Origin of the sequence: Pandoraea sp. LA3 (genome assembly GCF_022696215.1) — a bacterium.
GTDB classification, from domain to species: Bacteria; Pseudomonadota; Gammaproteobacteria; order Burkholderiales; family Burkholderiaceae; genus Pandoraea; species Pandoraea capi.
In genome coordinates, this window is sequence record NZ_PTPY01000035.1 from 422,355 (window position 1) to 442,778 (window position 20,424).

The window sequence follows — 20,424 nt, forward strand, 5'->3', positions numbered from 1 at the left end:
GCAAGACACGTCGAAAAAATCGGCGAACGAAATCGGGCCGAACAGAATGCGGCCGCACGCATCATCGTGGAATTGCGAAGGGTGGGGAAGATGTAAATCCCTCAGCAGTGAATTGCAAAAAATTCAGTGCGAGGAGGCGCGAAGAAGACAGGGATCCGAATGTCTCCGCGCATTTACCAAGTCGCGGGTGGTTTGTCCTACAGCGCAAATTTGAGGATTGTTGCGCTGCATCCAAAGTCGCCTTGTCGGCGCTGGGGTCGCGAGGATTTCACGGTTTTGGTGCTTGAGAATTCAGCGCCTTGCGAGGTCGTTCAAATGAAAACTATTAATGACACTCGTGAAAAATCCGTCGCGTAAAGCCAACTTAGTATTGCGCCCGAAGTGGGTCAGACCACTGCAACTCGTTTGGAGTTCAATCTAACCGTCGACATTTTTCGAACGCATCTCCGGTGGTCTCGAGATGGCGGGAGCGAATGTTGCACGGGTTCAATCGGAACCACAATGACGAAATGAGAAAACGACACTCATTAGCGTGGACATGCACCGGGCTGCTGCTCGCGTGGATGTTCCTGATGGCGGGCACTGCCACGCCTCAGACGAACGCGGGCGCGGCGCCGATACCCATACCGGCGTCAGGACGCGTAAAGATCAACCTCGGCGCCACACCCTGGAAGTTCCTGGGTGATGACTCCACTGCCTACGCACAGCCCGGATTCGACGACTCCGGCTGGAAGAACGTGGGGATTCCGCACTCGATGAACGAGAACAGCATGTTCTCGAACACGCAGAGCGGTGGCGATGTGCCCAATGGGCGCGGCTGGTATCGCAAGCATCTCAAGCTCGACAAGTCCTATGCTGGCCGCAAGGTCATCATCGAGTTCGAAGGCGCGCACATGGGCGCGCAGGTCTACGTCAACGGCACGCCGGTCAAGGGCAGCAGCGTTCGCAGTCCGGACGCCACGCACGTGATCGGCTTCCTGCCGTTCGCCATCGACATCACCAACATGGTGACGGCCGACGGCGTGACCGACAACGTGATCGCCGTGCGCGTTGCGGCCAACGGCGACTGGTTCCAGGATCCGGACTTCTCGGGCGCGTTCCGCTTCGGTCAGGGCGACACGGGGATTTTCCGTCCCGTGTATCTGTACGTCACCGATCCGGTTCACATTCCGTTGAACGACTACCCGGTCATGCAGACGTGGGGGACGCACGTCTCCACCGTGAGCATCGACAGCCCGGCCACCGATGGCTCGGGCACGGCGGCGTCGGCGAACATCCAGATCGAAACGAACGTGCTCAACGAGTCGGGCGCTGCGCAGACCGCACAGGTCACCACGCAGATCGTCGACGCGTCGGGCACGGTGGTCAAGCAGGCGAAGGACGATGTGGTCCTGCCGCCGAATGCCGGCCCGGGCTATCACCCGACGCTCGTTCGTCAGAATCTGGTCGTCGACAAACCGACGCTCTGGTATCCGAACAACGTGCCGCGCGGCCGTCCGTACATGTACCGTGTGTTCCACATGGTCAGCGTGGGCGGTGTCGTGGTCGATGCGACGGAAAGCCCGCTCGGTATCCGCCTGATTACCTGGGACAACAACTTCCCGAGCATCAACGGCTATCCGACCCATTTGTGGGGCGCTTCGGGCCGCTACGACTATCCGGGCCTCGGCACCGCCGTGCCGGAAGAGCAGCAGTGGCGCGATCTGCGCTTGCTGGCCGATGCCGGCGGCAACCTGTACCGTCCGGGCCACTCGTCCTCGAGCACCGAATTCCTCAACGCGGCCGACGCGCTGGGGATCTTCGTCGTGCAACCGAGCGGCGACGGTGAGAACGGCTTCAACGATTGCTACCAGTTGGCGTCGCCGACGGCGGACTGTCCGCAGAACAAGATCGACAAGTACGCGCTGAAGCTCGAGCTGCATCGCGACATGATCCTGCGCGATCGCAACAACCCGTCCGTGCTGGCCTGGGAAGCGAACAACGGCATCATGAACACGTCGTTCGCGCCGCTGCTCGCCGCCATCGGTCGTCAGTGGGATCCGGTCAACACGCGCGCACAGGCGGACCGTACGCCGAACGCGCTCAACGGCGACATCCTGAGCTGCTCGCGTCAGGGTTGCGAAGTTGGCGTGAAGAACCAGTTCCCGAACAAGCCGGCCTGGTCTGCCGAATACTGGGGTCGTGGTGAGTTCCGCGAGAACTACGACTTCGAAATGGATCAGGTGGCGTCGTTCCTGAACGACTGGCGCAGCGGTGTTCTGGTCAACGCTTTCGGTATCGCTCACTGGTATCTGGCGGATACGCCGGGTGAAGACAGCTTCTACTGGAGCGGCAAGACCTACGACGCGAAGCTCAATCCGACCGGTCCGATGGTTCGCTCGCTGGGCGAATCGATGACCGACGGCAACCGCTTCCCGCGCTTGCTGTACTACGCGTATCAAGCCGCGTGGACGCCGTTCTCGATCAAGCCGGTGGTGCACCTTGCGAACACCTGGAACCGTAGCGGTCCGGTGCGCGTGAACGTGTTCAGCAACTGCCCGGCCGTGCGTCTCGTCATCAACGACGTGGTGCAGGGCGCCGATCAGAAGCCGAACAACCTCTCGACGTCGACCGACAACTCGGCCGGCACGACCACGGGGCTCGTGGGGCAGGCGCACTGGGATGACGTGCAAGCGAACGGCGGCCATATTCAGGCGCTGTGCGTGGACGGCTTCGGTGCACAGGTGACGTACAACGGCCGCCCCGTGCTCGACGAGCAGTACACGGCTGGCGCACCCGACCACATCGTGCTGTCGGTGGTGCCGGAAGTGCTTCGTCCGAACGGTCAGTCGTTCCAGGTCACGGCCAACGGCTCCGACGCCGTGTTCGTGACGGCGATGGTCGTCGATGCCAAGGGCGTCGTCGTGCCGAACGCTTCGAACCTCATCACGTTCTCCGTCGACAACACGGCAGTCGCGAACTATCGCGGCGGCTGGGATCACATCGTGACGATGGACAAGCCCGCGAGCTATCACGCGCCGGGCGACCATGAGCTCGCAGCCGAAGGCGGTCTGACGCGTATTGCGATTCGCAGCACGTTCCAGACGGGCCACGTGAACGTCACCGCAACGTCGCCGGGTCTGGGCAGCGGTACGGCCTCGTACGACGTGCAGGCCCCGGTCATCGTGCCGGTGCAGGCCGCGACCTCGGCACCGCAAATCGTGGTGCAGCCGGCCAGCCAGCAGGTCAGCGTCGGCCAGCCCGCTCACTTCGATGTGACGGTCTCGGGTGCCGCGCCCATGCAGTTCCAGTGGCAGCGCGACCATCAGGACATTCCGGGAGCGACGGGCAGCAGCCTCGACACCCCGGCCGCGATCGGCGACGACAACGGCCATGTCTACGGTGTACGTGTTCGCAACGGCGTGGGCGTCATCACGTCGAACGATGCCGTGCTGTCGGTGATTCCGGCGCGCGCGGTCACGATCGACACGCCGCCGGCCGCGCAGACGGTGTTCGTCGGCCAGACGGCGACGTTCAGCGTCGCGGTGACCGGCTCGCCGGTGATCGAGTACCAGTGGTTCCGCAACGACGTCGCCATCGATGGCGCCAAGTCGCCGACCTACACCACTCCGGTGCTGGGTCCGGACGACGACGGCGCGATGTTCAAGGTGTTCGTCAAGAACCCGCTGGCGCAGGTGACGTCGACCCCGGTGGCCCTCAAGGTCAACGCGGCGACCGTGCCGACGATCACGACCCCGCCGGCCAACACGGTGGCGATGCTCAACCAGAGCGCGACTTTCACGGTCGTGGCCGACGGTTCGAAGCCCCTGCATTACCTGTGGAGCGGCCCGACGGGCGTGGTGGGCGGCGATTCGCCGAGCCTCACGATCGACGCCGTCGCCCCGAAGGATCTGGGCAAGTACACCGTCACGGTGTCGAACGCCTCGGGCAAGAGCGTGACGAGCGATCCGGCGACGTTGAGCCAGGCCGCACCGGGTGTGAACCTGGCGCAGGGCAAGCGCGCGTTCGCCAGCAGCTATCAGGATCCGCAAGGCATGCCGGCCAGCAACGTGACCGACGGCAACGTCAGCTCGCGCTGGAGCTCGGACCAGAAGGATGGCGACACCGCATCGATCACGGTCGACCTCGGCGCACCGATGCCGATCAACCGCATGATCCTGCGTTGGGAAGCCGCATACGCCAGCTCGTATCGCATCGAAGTGTCGAACGACAACGTTCAGTACACGAAGGCCTACGAATCGGCGGCCGGCTTCAGCGGCGGCGTGGACGATTTCACGTTCCCGCTGGTGACCGCACGCTATGTCCGCATGGTCGGTCAGAAGCGCGCGAGCACCTATGGTTACTCGCTGTATGAAATCGAGGTCTACAACGTCCCGAACTGTAACGACGGCGGTCTCTATACCAACGAACGTTACACGGTGCTCAACCCGGGCGAAGCGCAGGACAAGGCCAGCACGCTGATCTGGAACCGCAAGCAGTACGCGACGACGGATCCGAACCACCAGTTCACGCAGCTTTCCGCTGCCGACTACTGTGCTGCACAGGGCAAGCGCCTGCCGACGCGCGACGAAGCATTGTCGATCGCCGGCAACAACAGCGCCGCGTGCGCCTTCCCGGAAAAGTGGACGACGTGGACGTCGACGCTCCTCGCCACCGACCAGCGTCAGGCTTACCTGATCACGTCGGCCGGTGAAGATCGTCAGGGTCTGGTCGACAACGCTCCGGGCTGGGTGCTGTGCGTCTCGGGCACGGCGCAGGTGACGGCACCGACGGTGTCGGTGCAGCCGGGTGACGTGAGTGCCACGCGCGGTACGTCGGCGCACTTCGGCCTCGGCATCAACGGTTCGGCCCCGCTCACGTTCAAGTGGTATCGCGTGGCGAAGGCCGGTGAGACCTCGGATACGCTGGTCTACACGTCGTCGGAGCCGATCTACGACACGCCGGCGGTCAAGCAGGAAGATGACGGCTCGCAGTACTACGTCATCGCCAGCAATGCCGCAGGCAGCGTCACGAGCCAGAAGTTCAAGCTCACGGTGACGGCGCCCCAGCAGGATCCGGGCGGCAACAACCCGCAGGTGCCGCCGCCGACGATCGTCACGCCGCCGGTGAGCCAGTCGGCTGCCATCAGCAAGACGGCAACGTTCACGGTGAGTGCTACCGGCAACGGCACGCTGTCGTATCAGTGGTATCGCGATGGCGCGCAGATCGACGGCGCCGTGTCGGCGAGCTACACCACGCCGGCCGTCAAGCTGGAGGACAACGGTGCGCAGTTCACCGTGCTCGTCAGCGCGGGCGGTGCAAGCAAGCTGAGCGACGGTGCAACGCTCAATGTCGTGGATGGCGTGCCGTCCAACGATACGAACCTCGCACTGGGCAAGACGGTGACGTCGACGCCTGTGGAAAATCCGGGCTTCGGCGCGGCGACGAACGTGAACGATGGCGACATCGCGACGCGCTGGTCCTCGCTGTTCCAGGACAATCCGGATGCGGACAAGGCCAACATCACGATCGACCTCGGCAAGTCGCAGGCGGTCAATCTGGTGCGCCTGAAGTGGGAAGCCGCTTACGGCAAGCAGTACCTGATCCAGGTGTCCGACACCGGCAACGACGGTGACTGGAAGACGGTCTACACCCAGAACACGGGGCGTGGCGGTACGGAAAACCTGTCTTTCCAGACGGTCTCCGCACGCTATGTCCGCATGCAGGGTGTCAAGCGTCAAACGCAGTACGGCTTCTCGCTGTTCGAGTTCGAAGTCTATGGTCCGCAGTTGAGTTTCGATCAGCAGCCGCAGCCGCAATCCGTGCAAGTGGGCCAGCCGGCGCACTTCTCGGTGTCGGTGATCGGTGCGACGAACCTGTCGTACACGTGGTTCCGTAACGGCCAGCAAGTGGCGGTGACGGCCAACCCGTCGTACGACACGCCGGCCACGACGATGGACGACGATGGCGCGCAGTACGGTGTGGTGGCTGATGACGGTAACTCGAACATCACCAGCACGCCGGCGAAGCTGACGGTGACCCCGGCTACGGCCGGGGGCGGCAACAACGGCAACAACGGTGCCCCGCCGCAAGGCGGCACCGGTGATGGCGGTAATGGTGGAAATGGTAGCGACGGCAACAACGGCGCTACCGCCGTGAACCTGGCACTCGGCAAGCGCGTGTCGGCCAGCGGTGCAGAAAACCCGCAGGGTACGCCTGCGACCAACGCGGTCGACGGCAACGCCGACTCGCGCTGGTCGTCGGACTTCAACGACAACGCATGGATCGCCGTGGATCTGGGTGCCCCCACCCAGATTTCGGAAGTCCAGTTGCGTTGGGAGCGGGCTTACGGGACGGCGTACGAGATCCAGATCTCGGACGACGGCAACACGTGGCGCAAGGTCGGCGGCCAGTCCGCCGGTCAGGGCGGCACGGAGCAGGTGTCGTTCACGCCGGTCACCACGCGCTTCGTGCGCATGGCCGGCAAGCAGCGCGCCACGCCCTACGGCTACTCGCTGTTCGAGTTCGAAGTGTATGGCCCGGCAGGCGGTACCGTTCCGGTAACCAATCCGGCCACGGAAACCCCGTCTGACGGCAGCAGCAACGGCAACCTCGCGAAGGGCAAGTCTGCCTTTGCGAGCGGCGCCGAGAACGACGGTACGCCGGCACGTTTTGCGGTGGACGGTAACCAGGGTACGCGCTGGTCGTCGGATTTTAACGATGACGCGTGGCTCGCTGTCGATCTGGGCGCTTCGGTGCCGGTGTCGAAGGTGGTGCTGCGCTGGGAGCGTGCTTACGGTGCGGCTTACGAGATTCAGGTGTCGAACGACAACCAGAACTGGACGCGTGTGGCTTCGCAGCCGAACGGCCAGGGCGGCGTCGAAACGGTCTCGTTCGCAACCACGTCGGCGCGTTACGTGCGCATGGCGGGCGTCAAGCGCTCGTCGCCGTACGGTTATTCGCTGTTCGAGTTCGAAGTGTACGGCCCCACGGACGGCAGCACGCCGCCGCCTCCGCCGCCGTTGCCCGTTATCTCCGGCCAGCCGGCCAGTATCACGGTGCAGCAGGGGCAGACGGCTCACTTCGCCGTCGCGCTCGCCAACCCGGACGGGATGACGTATCGCTGGCGTCGTGGTGGTGACCTGATTCCGGGTGCTAACGCGTCGACGTACGACACGCAGCCCACGACGGCCGCCGACAACGGCGCGACGTTCACGGTCGACGTGACGAACTCGGCCGGTCAGACGGTGACCTCGTCGGCGGCAACGCTGACGGTGACGCCGCCGCCGGTGACGGGCGATCCGGGCAACACCAATCCGCCGGATGACGGCACCATCCCGAACTATCCGATCTATCCGAATCAGGTCGGCGTCGAACTTCGCAACAACACGAAGGGCGCTTACACGGACGATCAGATCTACGTGGCGGTGATCGCGCATGATCCGGCAAACAACGGTCGATTCGTGTATCTGAAGGCCGATGGCACGATCGTGCCGATGGCGGTCGAAGATAACGATGCGCCGGGGCACCTGACGAAGAACGGACAGAACTTCAGTAACTACTTCTTCACGCTGGCACAGGCGAAGCAGTTGAAGTTCCCGAAGATCTTCGGCGCGCGTGCGTTCGTGGCATTGGGTTCGCCGTTGTACATCAAGATCAACAAGGATGAGGCCGGCAATCTCGGCTTTGCAGGTCCCGACCTGCGCAACCCGACGGATCCCAACATCGATGTGCTCTTCGACTGGTATGAATTCACGTACGGCGACAACGGTATGTGGTTCAACAACACGCAGGTCGACCAGTTCGGCTTCCCGCTGACGGAAGACCTGTACGGCAGCAACCGCACGACGCACGTTCGCTCGGGTATCACCGAGTCGCGCGCTTCGATCTTCGCGGCGTACCAGAAGGAAGTGCCGGCGGAGTTCCAGCCGATCAACCCGTCGCCGCTGCGCATCGCCGCACCGAGCAAGGGTGGTTTCGACGCGGGACAACCGAACGGCAAGTACTTCGACGGGTACATCGACAGCATGTGGGAGTACTACCGTACGCACACGCTGACGCTGTTGATGTGGGGTAACGCCCGCAAGTTCGTCGGCCAGACGGTCGGCGACCAGCTGGTGTTCACCGAAGTCGATCAGGGCAACGGCGCCTTTGTGGGCGGCAAGTACTACGTGAACCATCCGAACACGCAGGACATGCTCGAAGCGAAGGGTCCGCTGGCCTCCGGCAATGCGACGGAGCTGGCGATCGAAGCGCAGGTGGCGGCCGCACTGAACCGCCACATCATGGAAGACGACACGCAGTGGGCAGCACCGTCGTCGACCTGGTATGCCAAGGCGCCTTACAACGCCTATGCGAAGTTCTGGCATGACCACAGCATCGATCGCAAGGCCTACGGTTTCTCGTACGACGACGTGTCGGACCAGAGTTCCACCCTGGTTTCGCCCACGCCGGAGCACCTGATTCTGGGGATCGGCTTCTGACGATTTGAGGTTGTGTAGCAAATAGACGACGGGATGCGCAGTCATGGCATCCCGTCGTTTTTTCTGTGAAACGCCCGTTTGCCGCATGGTCTGGTCATCTATACGTGGATGAGCCGTATTGCGGCCGGTATTGAAGGGAATTTGGAATGATTTCTATTCTTTCGATACACCGACTTGTGAATAATGCGAATCTTTCGGCCTGTTGCCGTGGTGGTGAGTGAACATGATGCAGTTCGAGCACGATTCGGGGTTTGCACGTTTGCTGCTCCCCATGCTGCCGAAGCTGTGGACGTTCGCGCTGCGGCTGACCGGCGATCGTCATGACGCCGAAGATCTCGTGCAACGCGCCTGCGTGCGTGCACTGGAGCGCGCCGACGCCCAACTGCGGCCCGACAGTGCGCCGCTGAACTGGCTCTATTCCATCGTCCATTCCCTCTGGCTCAACGAACTGCGTGCGCGCAACGTGCGCAATCGCGGCGGTGTGGCCTGGGACGACGCGCTGCTCGAAAACATTGCCGACTCCGTGTCGGGATTGCCGGACGAGCACGTGGGGCACCGTCAGATCGTGGACGCCGTCGAGCGCTTGCCCACGCCGCAGCGTGTGGCGTTGTTGCTCGTGGCCGTCGAAGGCTTCAGCTACCGCGAGGCCGCGCAGATTCTTGATGTCCCGGTCGCGACCGTCATGGGTCGCCTGTCCGCCGCCCGTCAGCGCCTCGGCGTGCAGTTCGATGTCGCGCCGCGCCGGCGCAGCGGCGTTGGCGTGGGTGAAACCCCCACGTAATGACGTAATGGTGATCACCGACCAGACCCTCCTGTCTTACGTGGATGGCAGCCTGAGCGACGATGTGAACGCGAAGGTCGAAGCTGCCATTGCCCGCTCGCCCGCCCTCGCGGCGCGTGTGGCGGCGTTGCGCGCGTCCGATCTGCCGTTTCGCGCCGCGTATGACGACTGTTTTTCCGAACCGGTACCGCCCGAACTCGTGTCGACGTTGCGCACGCTGGTGCGCGGACGCACGACGCTCGATGTTCCCTCCCATGTGGCCAGTGCCAACGACGCGCGCTTCGCGCGTGCGCGGCATCGCGTGCACGTGCGCAGCCGCAGTGCAGTCCCACGTCGCAGCTCGCTCGATCGCGACCGCAACGGCGGCGAGCGCAGCGGGGCGAGCGCGCGTCGGCGCCCGGGCGCTATCTGGTGGCAGATCGGTGGCTTCTCGGCCGGTGCGATGGCGTTTGCCGTACTCGTGGCCAGCGCGGGCGCGCGCTTCCTGACCGACGGGCCGGCACCGACTCCGTTGCCGCTCGCCCGGGCCATGGTGGCCGCCGGTAATCTGGACGTCGACAGTGTCGTGGCGTCGCCGCCGGAAGCCCCCAACGTGTGGCATGGCTCGTACGAGCCGTGGGTGCGGGCGTTCGTGTCTTATCAGACGCTGATTGCCCGTGCGACGCTCGACCCGCTCGACGACGAGCCGGCCGAGGCGATTGCCACGGTGCGTGCGATCCGTCATCGCGACGACATCCCGCTGATCGTGCCCGATCTGCGTCGCGCGAACATGGAGTTCAAGCGCCTGCAACGGTTGCAGTTCGACGGCCGGGCCGTCGTGCAGATTGCCTATCTGCCGCGCGAGGGACCGCCGGTGGCGCTGTATGTCGTCAAGGACACGCGTCTGGATCACGGGCCTTCCGCACAGGTCATTCCCCCCATGGACACGGTGACGTGGCGTCGCGATGGGCAGATGTTCGCTTTGGTCGCTCCCTCCGGGTCGAGCGATCTCCTGCCGATCGCCCGGGCGCTCGCCAACGACGTCGTGCCGGTGCTCTACGACGGTGGCGCTACGCCGCCGGGTCTGCAAGCCGGTGGTGTCTTGCAGCCGTTCACCGATGTGATGGCAGACTCCCCCCTTTCTCCGACTTATGAATCTCGTTGATTTTTCTTCCCCCGCATTTTTCGACAATCCCTATCCCGTCTACGAACGTTTGCGCCAGGCTGGCGATCTGGTCCCGATCGGCCCCTCGCTGATGATGACGGGGCGCTACGATCTGATCGAAGCGCTGCTGCACGATCGCCGCATGGGCAAGGCCTACATGCCGAGCGTGATCGCCCGGTACGGCCCGCTCGCGACTGAGCAGCCGGTGTTTCGCGCGATCAGCCGCATGTTCCTGATGGCGAACCCGCCGGAGCACACGCGTTTGCGCACGCTGTTGATGCATTCGTTCAATGCGCGGCGTATCGAAGACCTGTCGAACGACATGCACGAGCAGGCCGCCCGTCTCATCGAGGCGATGCCCGCGACGGGGCCGGTCGATCTCATGTCGTCTTACTGCACGCCGCTGCCGTTGCGCATCATCTGCCGCATGCTCGACGTGCCCATCGAAGACGGTCAGGTCCTCGGCGAAAGCGCCGCGGCGCTGGTGCGCGCGTTCGATCTGGCGCCGCTCGACGAAGCCGGGCTGGCACAGGCCAACAAGGGCGCCGTCACGCTCGAATCGTATTTCGACCGGCTGTTGCGCGTGCGCCGCCGGGCGCCGGGCGACGACCTGCTCTCCGCGCTGATCGTGGCGACGAGCGGCGAGGGCGGTCTGTCCGACGAGGAGATCGTCGCGAACATGTTGCTGCTGTTCGTTGCGGGCCATGAAACCACGTCGAACATGCTCGGCAACGCGCTGATTCACCTCTACCGCGATCCGGCCCAATGGCAGGCGCTGCGCAGCGATCCGTCGCTCACGCAGGCGGCCGTGGTCGAGGCGATGCGCTTCGATAGTTCGGTGCAGATGGTGGCCCGCACGGCGCTCTCGCCGGTGCGCGTTGGGGATGTCGCCATCGAGACCGGCACGACGGTGTTCATGCTGCTGGGCGCGGCCAACCGGGATCCGGCCAGATTCGAGGACCCGGATCGCTTCGACATCCGCCGCGAGAATCACGGTCGACTGATCTCGTTCAGCGCCGGCATTCACCACTGTCTCGGCGCGCGGCTCGCGACGGCGACGCTGCAAATCGCGCTCGACAAGCTGCTCGGCAGCTTCCCGAAGCTGGAAATCACCGGGCTCGATGACCTGCGCTGGCATCGTCGTCACAGTCTGCGCGGCGTGGCGTCGCTGATGGCGAACTACTGAGCGGTCGACCGCGACGCCGCGTGGCGTCGCGTCGTCTCTGACCCGGCTGCAATGCAAATCGGCCCGTCACGACAAAGCGTGACGGGCCGATTCGTTTTGGCGGGAGCACGCTCAGGCGCTCACGCGGTCTGCCCGGAATGTCCGGGGCTCACTCTCTTACGGTCTTACTGCCCGATATGCGAAGGTGCGTCGGTGTCGTACACGGCATAGAGCTTGGTGTAGCCCTTGGACTCGAACACGCCGGTCCAGCCCTTGGGGAGCGTGACGGCTTCACCGGGGCCCGCCTCGACGACCGTGCCGTCGCTTGACGTGAACTTCGCACCGCCGGTGAGAAAGACGAGCAATTCGGTGTACGGATAGCCCGGGGCGGAACGAATCTCCTCGCGCACCGGACCGGACTTGAACACGCCGGTCTGGAAAGCCTTGTCGGGCGAGGTGAAGGTGGTTACGTCGACGGTATCGTTGCCGTCTTCATTCTCGTGCACGGCATCGGCGCGCTCGAACACCGGCCCCGCCAACTCCTGCTTGTTGACCTTGATGGGGTGCAGCGGTTGCGCGACGGCGCCGCCCGCGCACAGGGCGAGCGTCATCAACGCGGCGGCCGCCAGGGACCGATTGGATTGATAAGGGCGGCGGGTTCGATGGGAACTGCGTTGCAGCATTGTCGTCGTCTCTGTTGTCTCTATTGTCGTGCGTGCGCCCGGGCCTGCTCCCGGCGGCCGCGAGCGTGGGCCGTGCGGCCGGGCGAGAGCATATCAATCGCGCGGGGCTTCAGGCAAGGCTTGCACGCGCGGCGCGGCACGCGTGATCCGGCGCGGGCGCGCGCCAAGGCAGTAGCCCCCGCCGTACACTGCACGCAGCACGAGACCGTGTTCGCCGCGCAGACCGAGGCGATTGCGCAGGAGATAGACGTGCTGTTCGATGCTGCGCGCGGCGGCCGCTTCGTCGCTGCGCCAGATCAGCGACGCGATGCGGGCACGGCTCACGCGCATGTCCGGCGCCGAGAACAGCAGCCAGGCGAGCGCGAACTCGCGCGCCGTGAGCTCCACTTCGATGCCGTTCACTGCAACGGTGTCGCGGCCCCGGTCGAGCTGGTAGGCCCCGACTTCCAGCAGGTCATCGCTGCGTGCGGCGTTGGCTGTGGCGCGTCGGTGGAGTGTCGTGGCCAGGCGGATCTGCAACTCTGCCACGTCGACGGGGAACGGCAGCACGTCGTCGCACCCGGCGCGAAACGACAGGTCGAGCATCCACGAGGGCGTGCCGAAACCGATGACCGGTGCACCGGCACTGCGCGTGCCTCGACGGCGGGCGAGCACGCCCTGCAAGTCCAGAGGGCCGAGCGCCGCATCGACGAGTACCGCCGAATACGGAATGCGCGAGGCAGCCACAAGATACTGGGCGGCGTCGTCGAATCGCTGACAGTCGCCGTCGGCGCTGAGGCGGTTGCGAATGGCGTCGTAGAGCCCGATGTCTGACGTTAGAACTGCAAACTTCACTTCATGCTCCTATTGCCGAACTCGAATTCGTTGTTTCATGCATCTGGCGCGCCCGAAAGAGAAGTTGTCGGGTTTCGCGTTGTCATGCTTAAAACACTTCAGTCCGCCAAAAGAAACTTGAGGATTTTGCATCGACCTGTTGAAAGCCTATCGTAATTGATAGGGGTGCTAGTTGACGGATTCCGATAATCCTGCGCCCAACTTTGGTGCGTGGGTCGTCGATGCCGCCGCAGGTGCGATATTTTCCGCGTCCGGGTCGGTCGTCAATCGATGACCAGCCAGTTCCGCATGCAACCGGTCGCGATCCAGTTCGCCTTCCCAGGCGGCAATGGCAAGGGTCGCCACGGTGTTGCCGATGACGTTGGTCAGCGCCACGACTTCGCTCATGAAGCGGTTGATGCCGAGGATCAGCACGAGACCCGCTACCGGCACACCGGGAACGACGGCGAGCGTGGCGGCGAGGGTAACGAACGCCGCCCCCGTGACGCCGCTCGCGCCCTTGGATGTGACCATCGCCACGGCAAGAATCGTCAGTTGCTGCGCCCACGTCAATTCGATGTTCGTCGCCTGCGCGATGAACAGCACCCCCATCGTCATATAGATATTGGTGCCGTCGAGATTGAAGGAGTAGCCGGTCGGAATCACGAGTCCGACGACCGGACGGGCACAACCGAGCCGTTCGAGCTTGCGCAGCAGCAAGGGCAGCACCGGCTCGCCGGAACTGGTGCCCAGCACGATCAGCAACTCTTCCCTGAAGTAGGCGAGCAGCCGGAAGATGTTCACGCCGATGAGGCGGGCGATGCCGCCGAGCACCACGATCACGAACACGGCGGCGGTCAGGTAGAACGTGCCGATGAGCTTGAGCATCGGTAGCAGCGACCCTACACCGTACTTGCCGATGGTGAATGCAATGGCGCCGAATGCGCCGATGGGCGCGAGTCGCGTGATCATGTGCACGATGCCGAACAGGACATGCGAGACGCTGTCGACGAAGCGTGTGAACACCTGTCCCCGTTCGCCGCCGTGCGCGAGCACGACCCCGAAGAGCATCGACACCAGCAGGATTTGCAGGATTTCGCCGCGAGCGAATGCCGACACGAGCGTATCCGGAATGATGTGCATGAGGAACCCGACGGTGGTTTGCTCATGCGCCACGTTCGCGTAGGCCGCGACGGCCTTGCTGTCGAGCGTGGCCGGATCGATGTCGAGTCCGGCACCCGGGCGGAACAGATGTGTGGCCAGCAGTCCGAGCACCAGCGCGAACGTGGACACCACTTCGAAGTAGATGAGCGCCTTGCCGCCGACGCGGCCGATTTTCTTCAGGTCGCCGACACCGGCAATGCCGCTCACGACCGTACAGAAGATGACCGGCCCGATGATCATCTTGATGAGTTTGATGAAAGCGTCGCCCAGCGGCTTCATGTCGATGGCGAGGGCGGGCCAGAAGTGGCCTAGCAGGATGCCCGCCGTGATGGCGGCGAGCACCTGGACATACAACTGTCGATGCAACGGTTTGGTCATGATGTCTCCTGAAGATTCGGGGTGGCCGCGCTGGTCATGGGACGACGCGGTCTCGGGTTGTCTTTTGGGGCAGGCGGATACGGGACGGCCCAGCGTTAAGCCAGGCCGATGTCCGCCAGCCGGCTGGCTGCCGCGATGACGAGGGCGTCGTTGCCCCGGGCGCCGACCACGGACAGGCCGACGGGCGCCTCGCCGCCGGGGCCGTCCGAGGTGGCCACGCGTAGCCAGGGCAGGCTCACTTCGGGCAGTCCCGCCAGTCCGGAGATGCATAGGTGGCGCTGCGCTCGGCTGCGATGCGCTTCCAGTGCGTCTTGGGTGGCATGTCGGGCGGGGGCTGTGTCGGGCGACGTCGGGAAGATCAGCACGGCGTGGGGATCGTCCAGCACCCGTGCCAGATGCTGCATCGCATGTACGCGCGTGCGCTGCGCGCGAGAGACCTCTTGACGCGAGACCGCAGCACCTGCGAGAAAGCGCCGCAGGACATCGGGGGCGAGCGAGTGGCCGTGCTCGCGGACCCAGTGCCCGTGCTGTTGCCAGATTTCAGCGCCTTGCAGCCATCGATGCGCCTTCGCCCAGTCGTCGAGCGGCAGTTCGCCTTCGGACAGCGTCGTCAGCGACATCGTCATACCTAGCCGGGCCAGCAAATCCGGTAGCGCGGCACGCACGGCCGGGGTGCAATCGGCAACCGCATCGAGCGCGATGTGGCACTTGAGCGGCGTGGATGCCGTGTCCCTCAGGGTCGGCACGACCTCTTCCGTCAGCACGGTGAAGACGCTGGCGAGTGTGTCGGCGTCTCGCGTGAACCAGCCGGCGGTATCGAAGCTATGCGCGAGCGAGAAGCCGCCCCGCCCCGCAATGCGACCTTGCGTCGGGCGGATGCCCCACACGCCGCAATGACTGGCGGGAAGGCGACAGGAGCCGCCGCAGTCGGTACCCAGACCGATGTCGGCGAAGCCTGCTGCGACGGCGGCGGCCGAGCCGGACGACGAGCCACCGACGATGCGTCCCGGGCTCGCGGCATTGTCCGGGGTGCCGTAATGCGTGTTGATGCCGAGCAGGCTGAAGGCCAGCTCATCGGTCACTGTCTTGCCGATCCATTGCGCGCCGGCTTCCAGCAAGCGGGCGACGATCAGTGCCGTCGAGGTGGCGGGCGTCTGCTGCCCGAGCCAGAGTGGGTTGCCTGCACCGAGGCGTTGGCCTTCGACGTCGAAAACATCCTTGACGGCCAGACGCAGGCCGCGAAGTTCGTCGCTCGACGCCACCACGTGAGGCGCGATACCGAACCCTTCCGCCACGAAAGCATTGGCATGGCCGGGTTGAAGCAGCGTTGACTGGCGGGCGAGAGAGGCGATCGGCATAGGGGGACTTCCTGCAGGGGCGTTGGGTGTGAGCGGTGTGAGAGCCCGAATATCGAAGATCTCGAAGATGTCGGAATTGGCACGTGAGCCCGGTGAAGACCGCGTGCCCGAATGCCTTGAAGTATCGGAAAATAGGGGGCGACACAGAAGCGAGCATTGGCGAACGGAGCGTTCGGCACACACGAACGGTGGGCTTTGCCTCGCCGTGCCGATGTCCTCATGTCCTCACGCCACGACCTCCTCAAACCCTTCCGATTCAGCGATCCGCGAGACAAGCAATGCACTACGACCTGCAAGACCTGCGTGTTTTTCTGGCGGTAGCCGAGGAGGGCAATGTGTCGCGTGGCGCCCGGCGCTGCCACCTCGCCCCGTCGTCGGTCAGCTTGCGCATTCGCGGGCTGGAGGAGACGCTCGGCGTGACCTTGCTGGAACGGCAGGCGCGCGGCGTCACGCTCACGCGGGCGGGCGTGGTCGTGCTCGAACACGTGCGCCGCTGTATCGCCCAACTAGGGCAGATGCATGCGGATCTGTTGCCGTTCGCACAGGGCGCGGCGCAGCACATCACGCTCTTCGCGAACAACAACGCCATTCACGCGCACTTGCCCGACGATCTCGCCCGCTTTCTGAGCACGCACCCGCGTGTGCGTATCGCGATGGAAGAGCGACTGGGGACGGAGATTGGCGGTGCGGTCGCCGCCGGGCAGGCCGATCTGGGGATCGTGGCGCTGGGGCCCGATCATCCCGATCTGACGTATCTGCCGTATCGGGAGGACCGTTTCGTCGTTATCGCGGCCGCGCAAAAGACCATGGCGCGCAAGACACGTGTGCGTCTGGCCGATTGCCTCAAGGAGCCCTTCATCGCGCTGCCGAACGGTACGGCGTTGCATACGTACCTGATGAACCAGGCGGACGCGCTGGGTGCCCGGCTCGACGTCTGCGTGCAAGTCTCGGACTATCCGGCCATCGTGCGGCTGGTCGCGGCTGGGGTGGGCGTGAGCATCGTGCCGGTTTCGGTGATCGCGCCGGCGGATCGCGAGCGGCTGGCCGTCATCGAATTCAACGAGCCGTGGGCCGAGCGACATCACCGCATTTGCGTCAGACCGGAAACGCTCGCCCGGCACCCCGTCGTGCGTGCCTTCATCGAAACGCTGACCGGGGCGCCGCTACCGGACTGAGTCAGTGCCGCGTCAGTCGTCGAGCAACGCGATCATGCGCTGCTTCGTATAGTCGACGAATGCCTGTGCGAGTCGCGACGGCGGGTGCTGAGTCGAGGTGACCAGCGAAAAGCCCGACATGACCACAGGCTCGAAGGGCTTGACGATGACGCGCCCGGCCGCGTAGCGCGCCGTGACCTGATCGATGATCGCCACGCCCGCCCCGTGCTGCACCAGCACGCAGATGGCTGCCGACAACTGCGACTCCGCGCTCATCACCCGGTCGATCTGCCGCTCCGCGAAGAGCCGGTCGATGTACATCCGGTTATCGAATTCCTTCGGATAGGAGATGAACGACTCGCCGCTCAGATCCTCCGGGCGGATCACGTCGCGATCCGCAAGCCGATGACCGAGCGGCAGGATGCACCGCATCGGGGCGCGATGCAGCGTTTCTACATCCACGCCCGCATGCGTGAGGGGGTGCGCGATGAAACCGACGTCGCAGCGTCGGCCCACCACCATGTCGACCACGATGCTCGACGCATGAATCAGCAGCGTCGTGCTGATGCCCGGATGCTCCCGCATGAAGCCGGTCAGCGTCGTCGGCAGGAACTCCAGCGCGAGCGCGGGCGCCCCGGCGATGTGCAGCGAGCCGCGCCGTAACGACTTGATCTGCTCTGCCGTCTGCGCAATGCGGTCGATGCCCGCAAACGAGCGCTCCACCTCTTCGAACAGGACCATCGCCTCGGGCGTCGGATTGAGCCGACCGTTGCTTCTGTCGAATAAGGAAAACCCTACGTCGGCTTCCAGATCGTTGATCAGGCGCGTGACCGCCGGCTGCGAAATATGAAGCATGTCCGCCGCGCGGGTGACCGTCTGGCGCAGGATCAGCGCACGAAATGCCTCCAACTGCCGGATCTTCATCGAAGCCTCGTCTCCCTGCGCCATAACATTTACGTATGGCGGAGCAAAAAAATGTGATTTGACCCTGCGTGTGTCGAAAATGACCCTACGAAAACCACGCAATAGTTTGATTTTTTTTCGTAATGCCGGGCCATAACATCACATAACACTGCATCACGCAAGGAGCTTCCCGATGAAGACTGTCGTTCCCCAAACGTTTCGCAAGCTAGGTCGCACCGCTGTCGTTTGCGCTGCTGCCGGTCTCGTTTTTGGCGCTACCGCTGCGCACGCCGACACCACGCTGTACGTCGGCGCCTATGGCGGGTCGTTCGAGCAGATGCTCAAGAAGGACGTCATTCCCGGCTTCGAACGGGCCAACCCGGGCACCAAGGTGGTGATCGTGCCGGGCGATTCGACGACGACGCTCGCGAAGCTCCAGGCGCAAAAGGGCAAGGCCGGTATGGACGTGGTCTTCCTCGATGACGGTCCGATGTATCAGGCCATACAGATGGGCTTCTGCGGCAAGCTCGCCGACGCGCCGGTCTATCAGGATCTGTACGACATCGCGAAGTTCAAGAACGGTAACGCCGTGGCGGCCGGGCTGATCGCCACGGGTATCGCCTACAACACGCGTCTGTTCCAGGCCAAGGGCTGGCCGGCGCCGACCTCGTGGAAGGAACTGTCGGACCCGAAGTACAAGGGCAAGCTCGTGATGCCGAGCATCAAGAACACCTACGGTCTGCATGCCTTGCTCGTCGAGTCGAAGCTCAACGGCGGCAGTGACTCGAACATCGATCCGGGCTTCAAGGAGATGGAGAAGATCGCGCCGAACGTGCTGTCGTTCGATCCGTCGCCGGGCAAGATCGCCGAACTGTTCCAGGCCGACGAAGTTGCGATCGCCGTGTGGGGCAACGGCCGCGTGCAGGCGCTGCGTCAGCAGGGCATTCCGGTCGAATTCGTCTATCCGAAGGAAGGCGCCGTCGCGCTCGGCATGGGTATGTGTGCGGTCGACAAGTCGGCCAACGACGCGCTCGCGCAGAAGTTCATCCAGATGATCCTCTCGCCGCAGACGCAGGCCGTGCTGGCGGAAAGCCAGGGCGTCGCGCCGTCGAACAAGAAGACGCAACTGTCGATGGCCGTGGCTGCACGTGTACCGTCGCCGGCGCAGATCGACAAGCTCGTGCGCGTCGACTGGGACGTGGTGAACGCCAAGCGTGCCGACTGGACGCAGCGCTGGAATCGTCAGATCGAGCGTTGAGTCGTTGGTCGAGCCTTCATTTGAGCGTCCGTTGGAGAACACAAGCGTCATGAGCACCCGCACCCCCACGAGCACACCCGCGACGACGCCGTATCTGCGCGTCGAACAACTCGGCAAACGCTTCGGCGACACCGTCGCCGTCGAGGGCGTCGATCTCTCGATCGCGCAGGGCGAGTTCATCTCCTTGCTGGGGCCGTCCGGCTGCGGCAAGACGACCACGTTGCAGATGATTGCTGGCTTCGTGACGCCGACGTCCGGCCGGATTCTGCTCGAAGGGCGCGATCTGACGCCGGTGCCGCCGGAAAAGCGCGGGCTCGGGATCGTCTTCCAGAGCTACGCGCTGTTTCCGCACATGACCGTGGCGCAGAACGTGGCGTTCGGTCTGGACATGCGGCGCGTCGATCCCGGCGAGAAGCAACGCCGGGTGAAGGACGCGCTGGAGCTGGTGCACCTCGGTCAGCACGCACAACGCTATCCGCGCGAACTCTCGGGCGGGCAGCGTCAGCGTGTGGCACTGGCGCGCGCGATGGTCATCGCGCCGCCGGTCCTGTTGCTCGACGAACCGCTCTCGAACCTCGACGCCAAGCTGCGCGAGCAGATGCAGGACGAGTTGCGCGCGATTCAGCGCAAGGTCGGCACGACCACCATCATGGTCACGCACGATCAGGCCGAAGCGCTCGCCATCAGCGACCGCGTGGTGTTGCTCAACGCCGGGCGTGTGGTGCGCATCGATACGCCGCATGATGTGTACGAAGACCCGCGCGCCACGTTTGCGGCGAGCTTCATCGGGCAGACCAATCTCATCACCGGTCAGCTCGACGTGCGCGGCGGTGTGGCGTTGCTCGAAGTGCAGGGCCTGCGGCTGGTGCTGTCGCCGGCGCAGGCGGGGCTCGCGTCGGCGGAGGCAGCCAATGCTGCGGTCACGTTCTGTCTGCGTCCTGAGCGAATCCGGCTGACGTCGGCCGCTGCCGGGCGCGTGCCGGGGCGCGTTGCACAGCGCAGCTTCCACGGCAACCACTGGCTGCTCACCGTGTCGACCGCGCTGGGCGATCTGCGCGTGCTCGTATCGAACGACGGCGTGGTCGCCGCCAACGACGGCGACGCCGTCGGGCTCGACTGGGCCGACGACGCCCTGCGTCTGGTACAGGAGAGCGCATGAAC

At 64.4% G+C, this 20,424-nt stretch carries 12 protein-coding genes; 7 read left to right on the plus strand and 5 right to left on the minus strand.

Annotated features, from left to right (window positions below; translation table 11 throughout):
- Positions 1-509: 509 nt before the first annotated feature.
- The 4 genes from C5N93_RS17280 to C5N93_RS17295 all read left to right on the plus strand — a co-directional run bounded on the left by C5N93_RS17280 (position 510) and on the right by C5N93_RS17295 (position 11,573).
- Positions 510-8,462 (plus strand): discoidin domain-containing protein, encoded by a 7,953-nt coding sequence (locus tag C5N93_RS17280; RefSeq protein ID WP_242560255.1) that lies wholly within the window; start codon positions 510-512, stop codon positions 8,460-8,462.
- A 223-nt stretch (positions 8,463-8,685) separates the two neighbouring features.
- On the plus strand, positions 8,686-9,243 hold the full coding sequence (locus C5N93_RS17285; RefSeq protein ID WP_240493467.1) for an RNA polymerase sigma factor: 558 nt from the start codon (positions 8,686-8,688) through the stop codon (positions 9,241-9,243).
- A gap of 7 nt (positions 9,244-9,250) precedes the next feature.
- Positions 9,251-10,387 (plus strand): hypothetical protein, encoded by a 1,137-nt coding sequence (locus tag C5N93_RS17290; protein WP_150722949.1) that lies wholly within the window; start codon positions 9,251-9,253, stop codon positions 10,385-10,387.
- On the plus strand, positions 10,374-11,573 hold the full coding sequence (locus C5N93_RS17295; protein ID WP_150722950.1) for a cytochrome P450: 1,200 nt from the start codon (positions 10,374-10,376) through the stop codon (positions 11,571-11,573). Before C5N93_RS17290 ends, C5N93_RS17295 begins: the two co-directional genes overlap by 14 nt.
- 164 nt (positions 11,574-11,737) lie before the next feature.
- Here the strand turns inward: C5N93_RS17295 and C5N93_RS17300 are convergent, their stop codons facing one another.
- The 4 genes from C5N93_RS17300 to C5N93_RS17315 form a co-directional block, all read right to left on the minus strand.
- Positions 11,738-12,163 carry a cupin gene (locus C5N93_RS17300; RefSeq protein ID WP_242560256.1) on the minus strand — a complete coding sequence of 142 codons (426 nt, stop codon included), beginning with the start codon at positions 12,161-12,163 and terminating at the stop codon, positions 11,738-11,740.
- Positions 12,164-12,328: 165 nt separating this feature from the next.
- Positions 12,329-13,069 (minus strand): response regulator transcription factor, encoded by a 741-nt coding sequence (locus tag C5N93_RS17305; protein ID WP_242560257.1) that lies wholly within the window; start codon positions 13,067-13,069, stop codon positions 12,329-12,331.
- Positions 13,070-13,237: 168 nt separating this feature from the next.
- Positions 13,238-14,590: a dicarboxylate/amino acid:cation symporter gene (locus C5N93_RS17310; protein WP_242560258.1), complete on the minus strand. Its 1,353-nt coding sequence runs from the start codon at positions 14,588-14,590 to the stop codon at positions 13,238-13,240.
- 95 nt (positions 14,591-14,685) lie between these two features.
- Positions 14,686-15,948, minus strand: a complete 1,263-nt coding sequence (locus C5N93_RS17315) for an amidase (RefSeq protein WP_242560259.1) — start codon at positions 15,946-15,948, stop codon at positions 14,686-14,688.
- 278 nt (positions 15,949-16,226) lie between these two features.
- Between C5N93_RS17315 and C5N93_RS17320 the strand changes: the two genes are divergently transcribed.
- Entirely contained in the window at positions 16,227-17,123 is an 897-nt protein-coding gene (locus C5N93_RS17320; RefSeq protein WP_242560260.1) for a LysR family transcriptional regulator, read from the plus strand.
- A gap of 12 nt (positions 17,124-17,135) precedes the next feature.
- Here C5N93_RS17320 and C5N93_RS17325 read toward each other — a convergent pair whose 3' ends face one another.
- Positions 17,136-18,026, minus strand: coding sequence for a LysR substrate-binding domain-containing protein (locus C5N93_RS17325; protein WP_240493466.1), 891 nt, complete (start codon positions 18,024-18,026; stop codon positions 17,136-17,138).
- 172 nt (positions 18,027-18,198) lie between these two features.
- Here C5N93_RS17325 and C5N93_RS17330 point away from each other — a divergent pair, with 172 nt between their 5' ends.
- On the plus strand, positions 18,199-19,263 hold the full coding sequence (locus C5N93_RS17330) for an ABC transporter substrate-binding protein (RefSeq protein ID WP_242560261.1): 1,065 nt from the start codon (positions 18,199-18,201) through the stop codon (positions 19,261-19,263).
- 49 nt (positions 19,264-19,312) lie between these two features.
- Positions 19,313-20,422 carry an ABC transporter ATP-binding protein gene (locus tag C5N93_RS17335; RefSeq protein ID WP_242560262.1) on the plus strand — a complete coding sequence of 370 codons (1,110 nt, stop codon included), beginning with the start codon at positions 19,313-19,315 and terminating at the stop codon, positions 20,420-20,422.
- Positions 20,423-20,424: the final 2 nt, after the last annotated feature.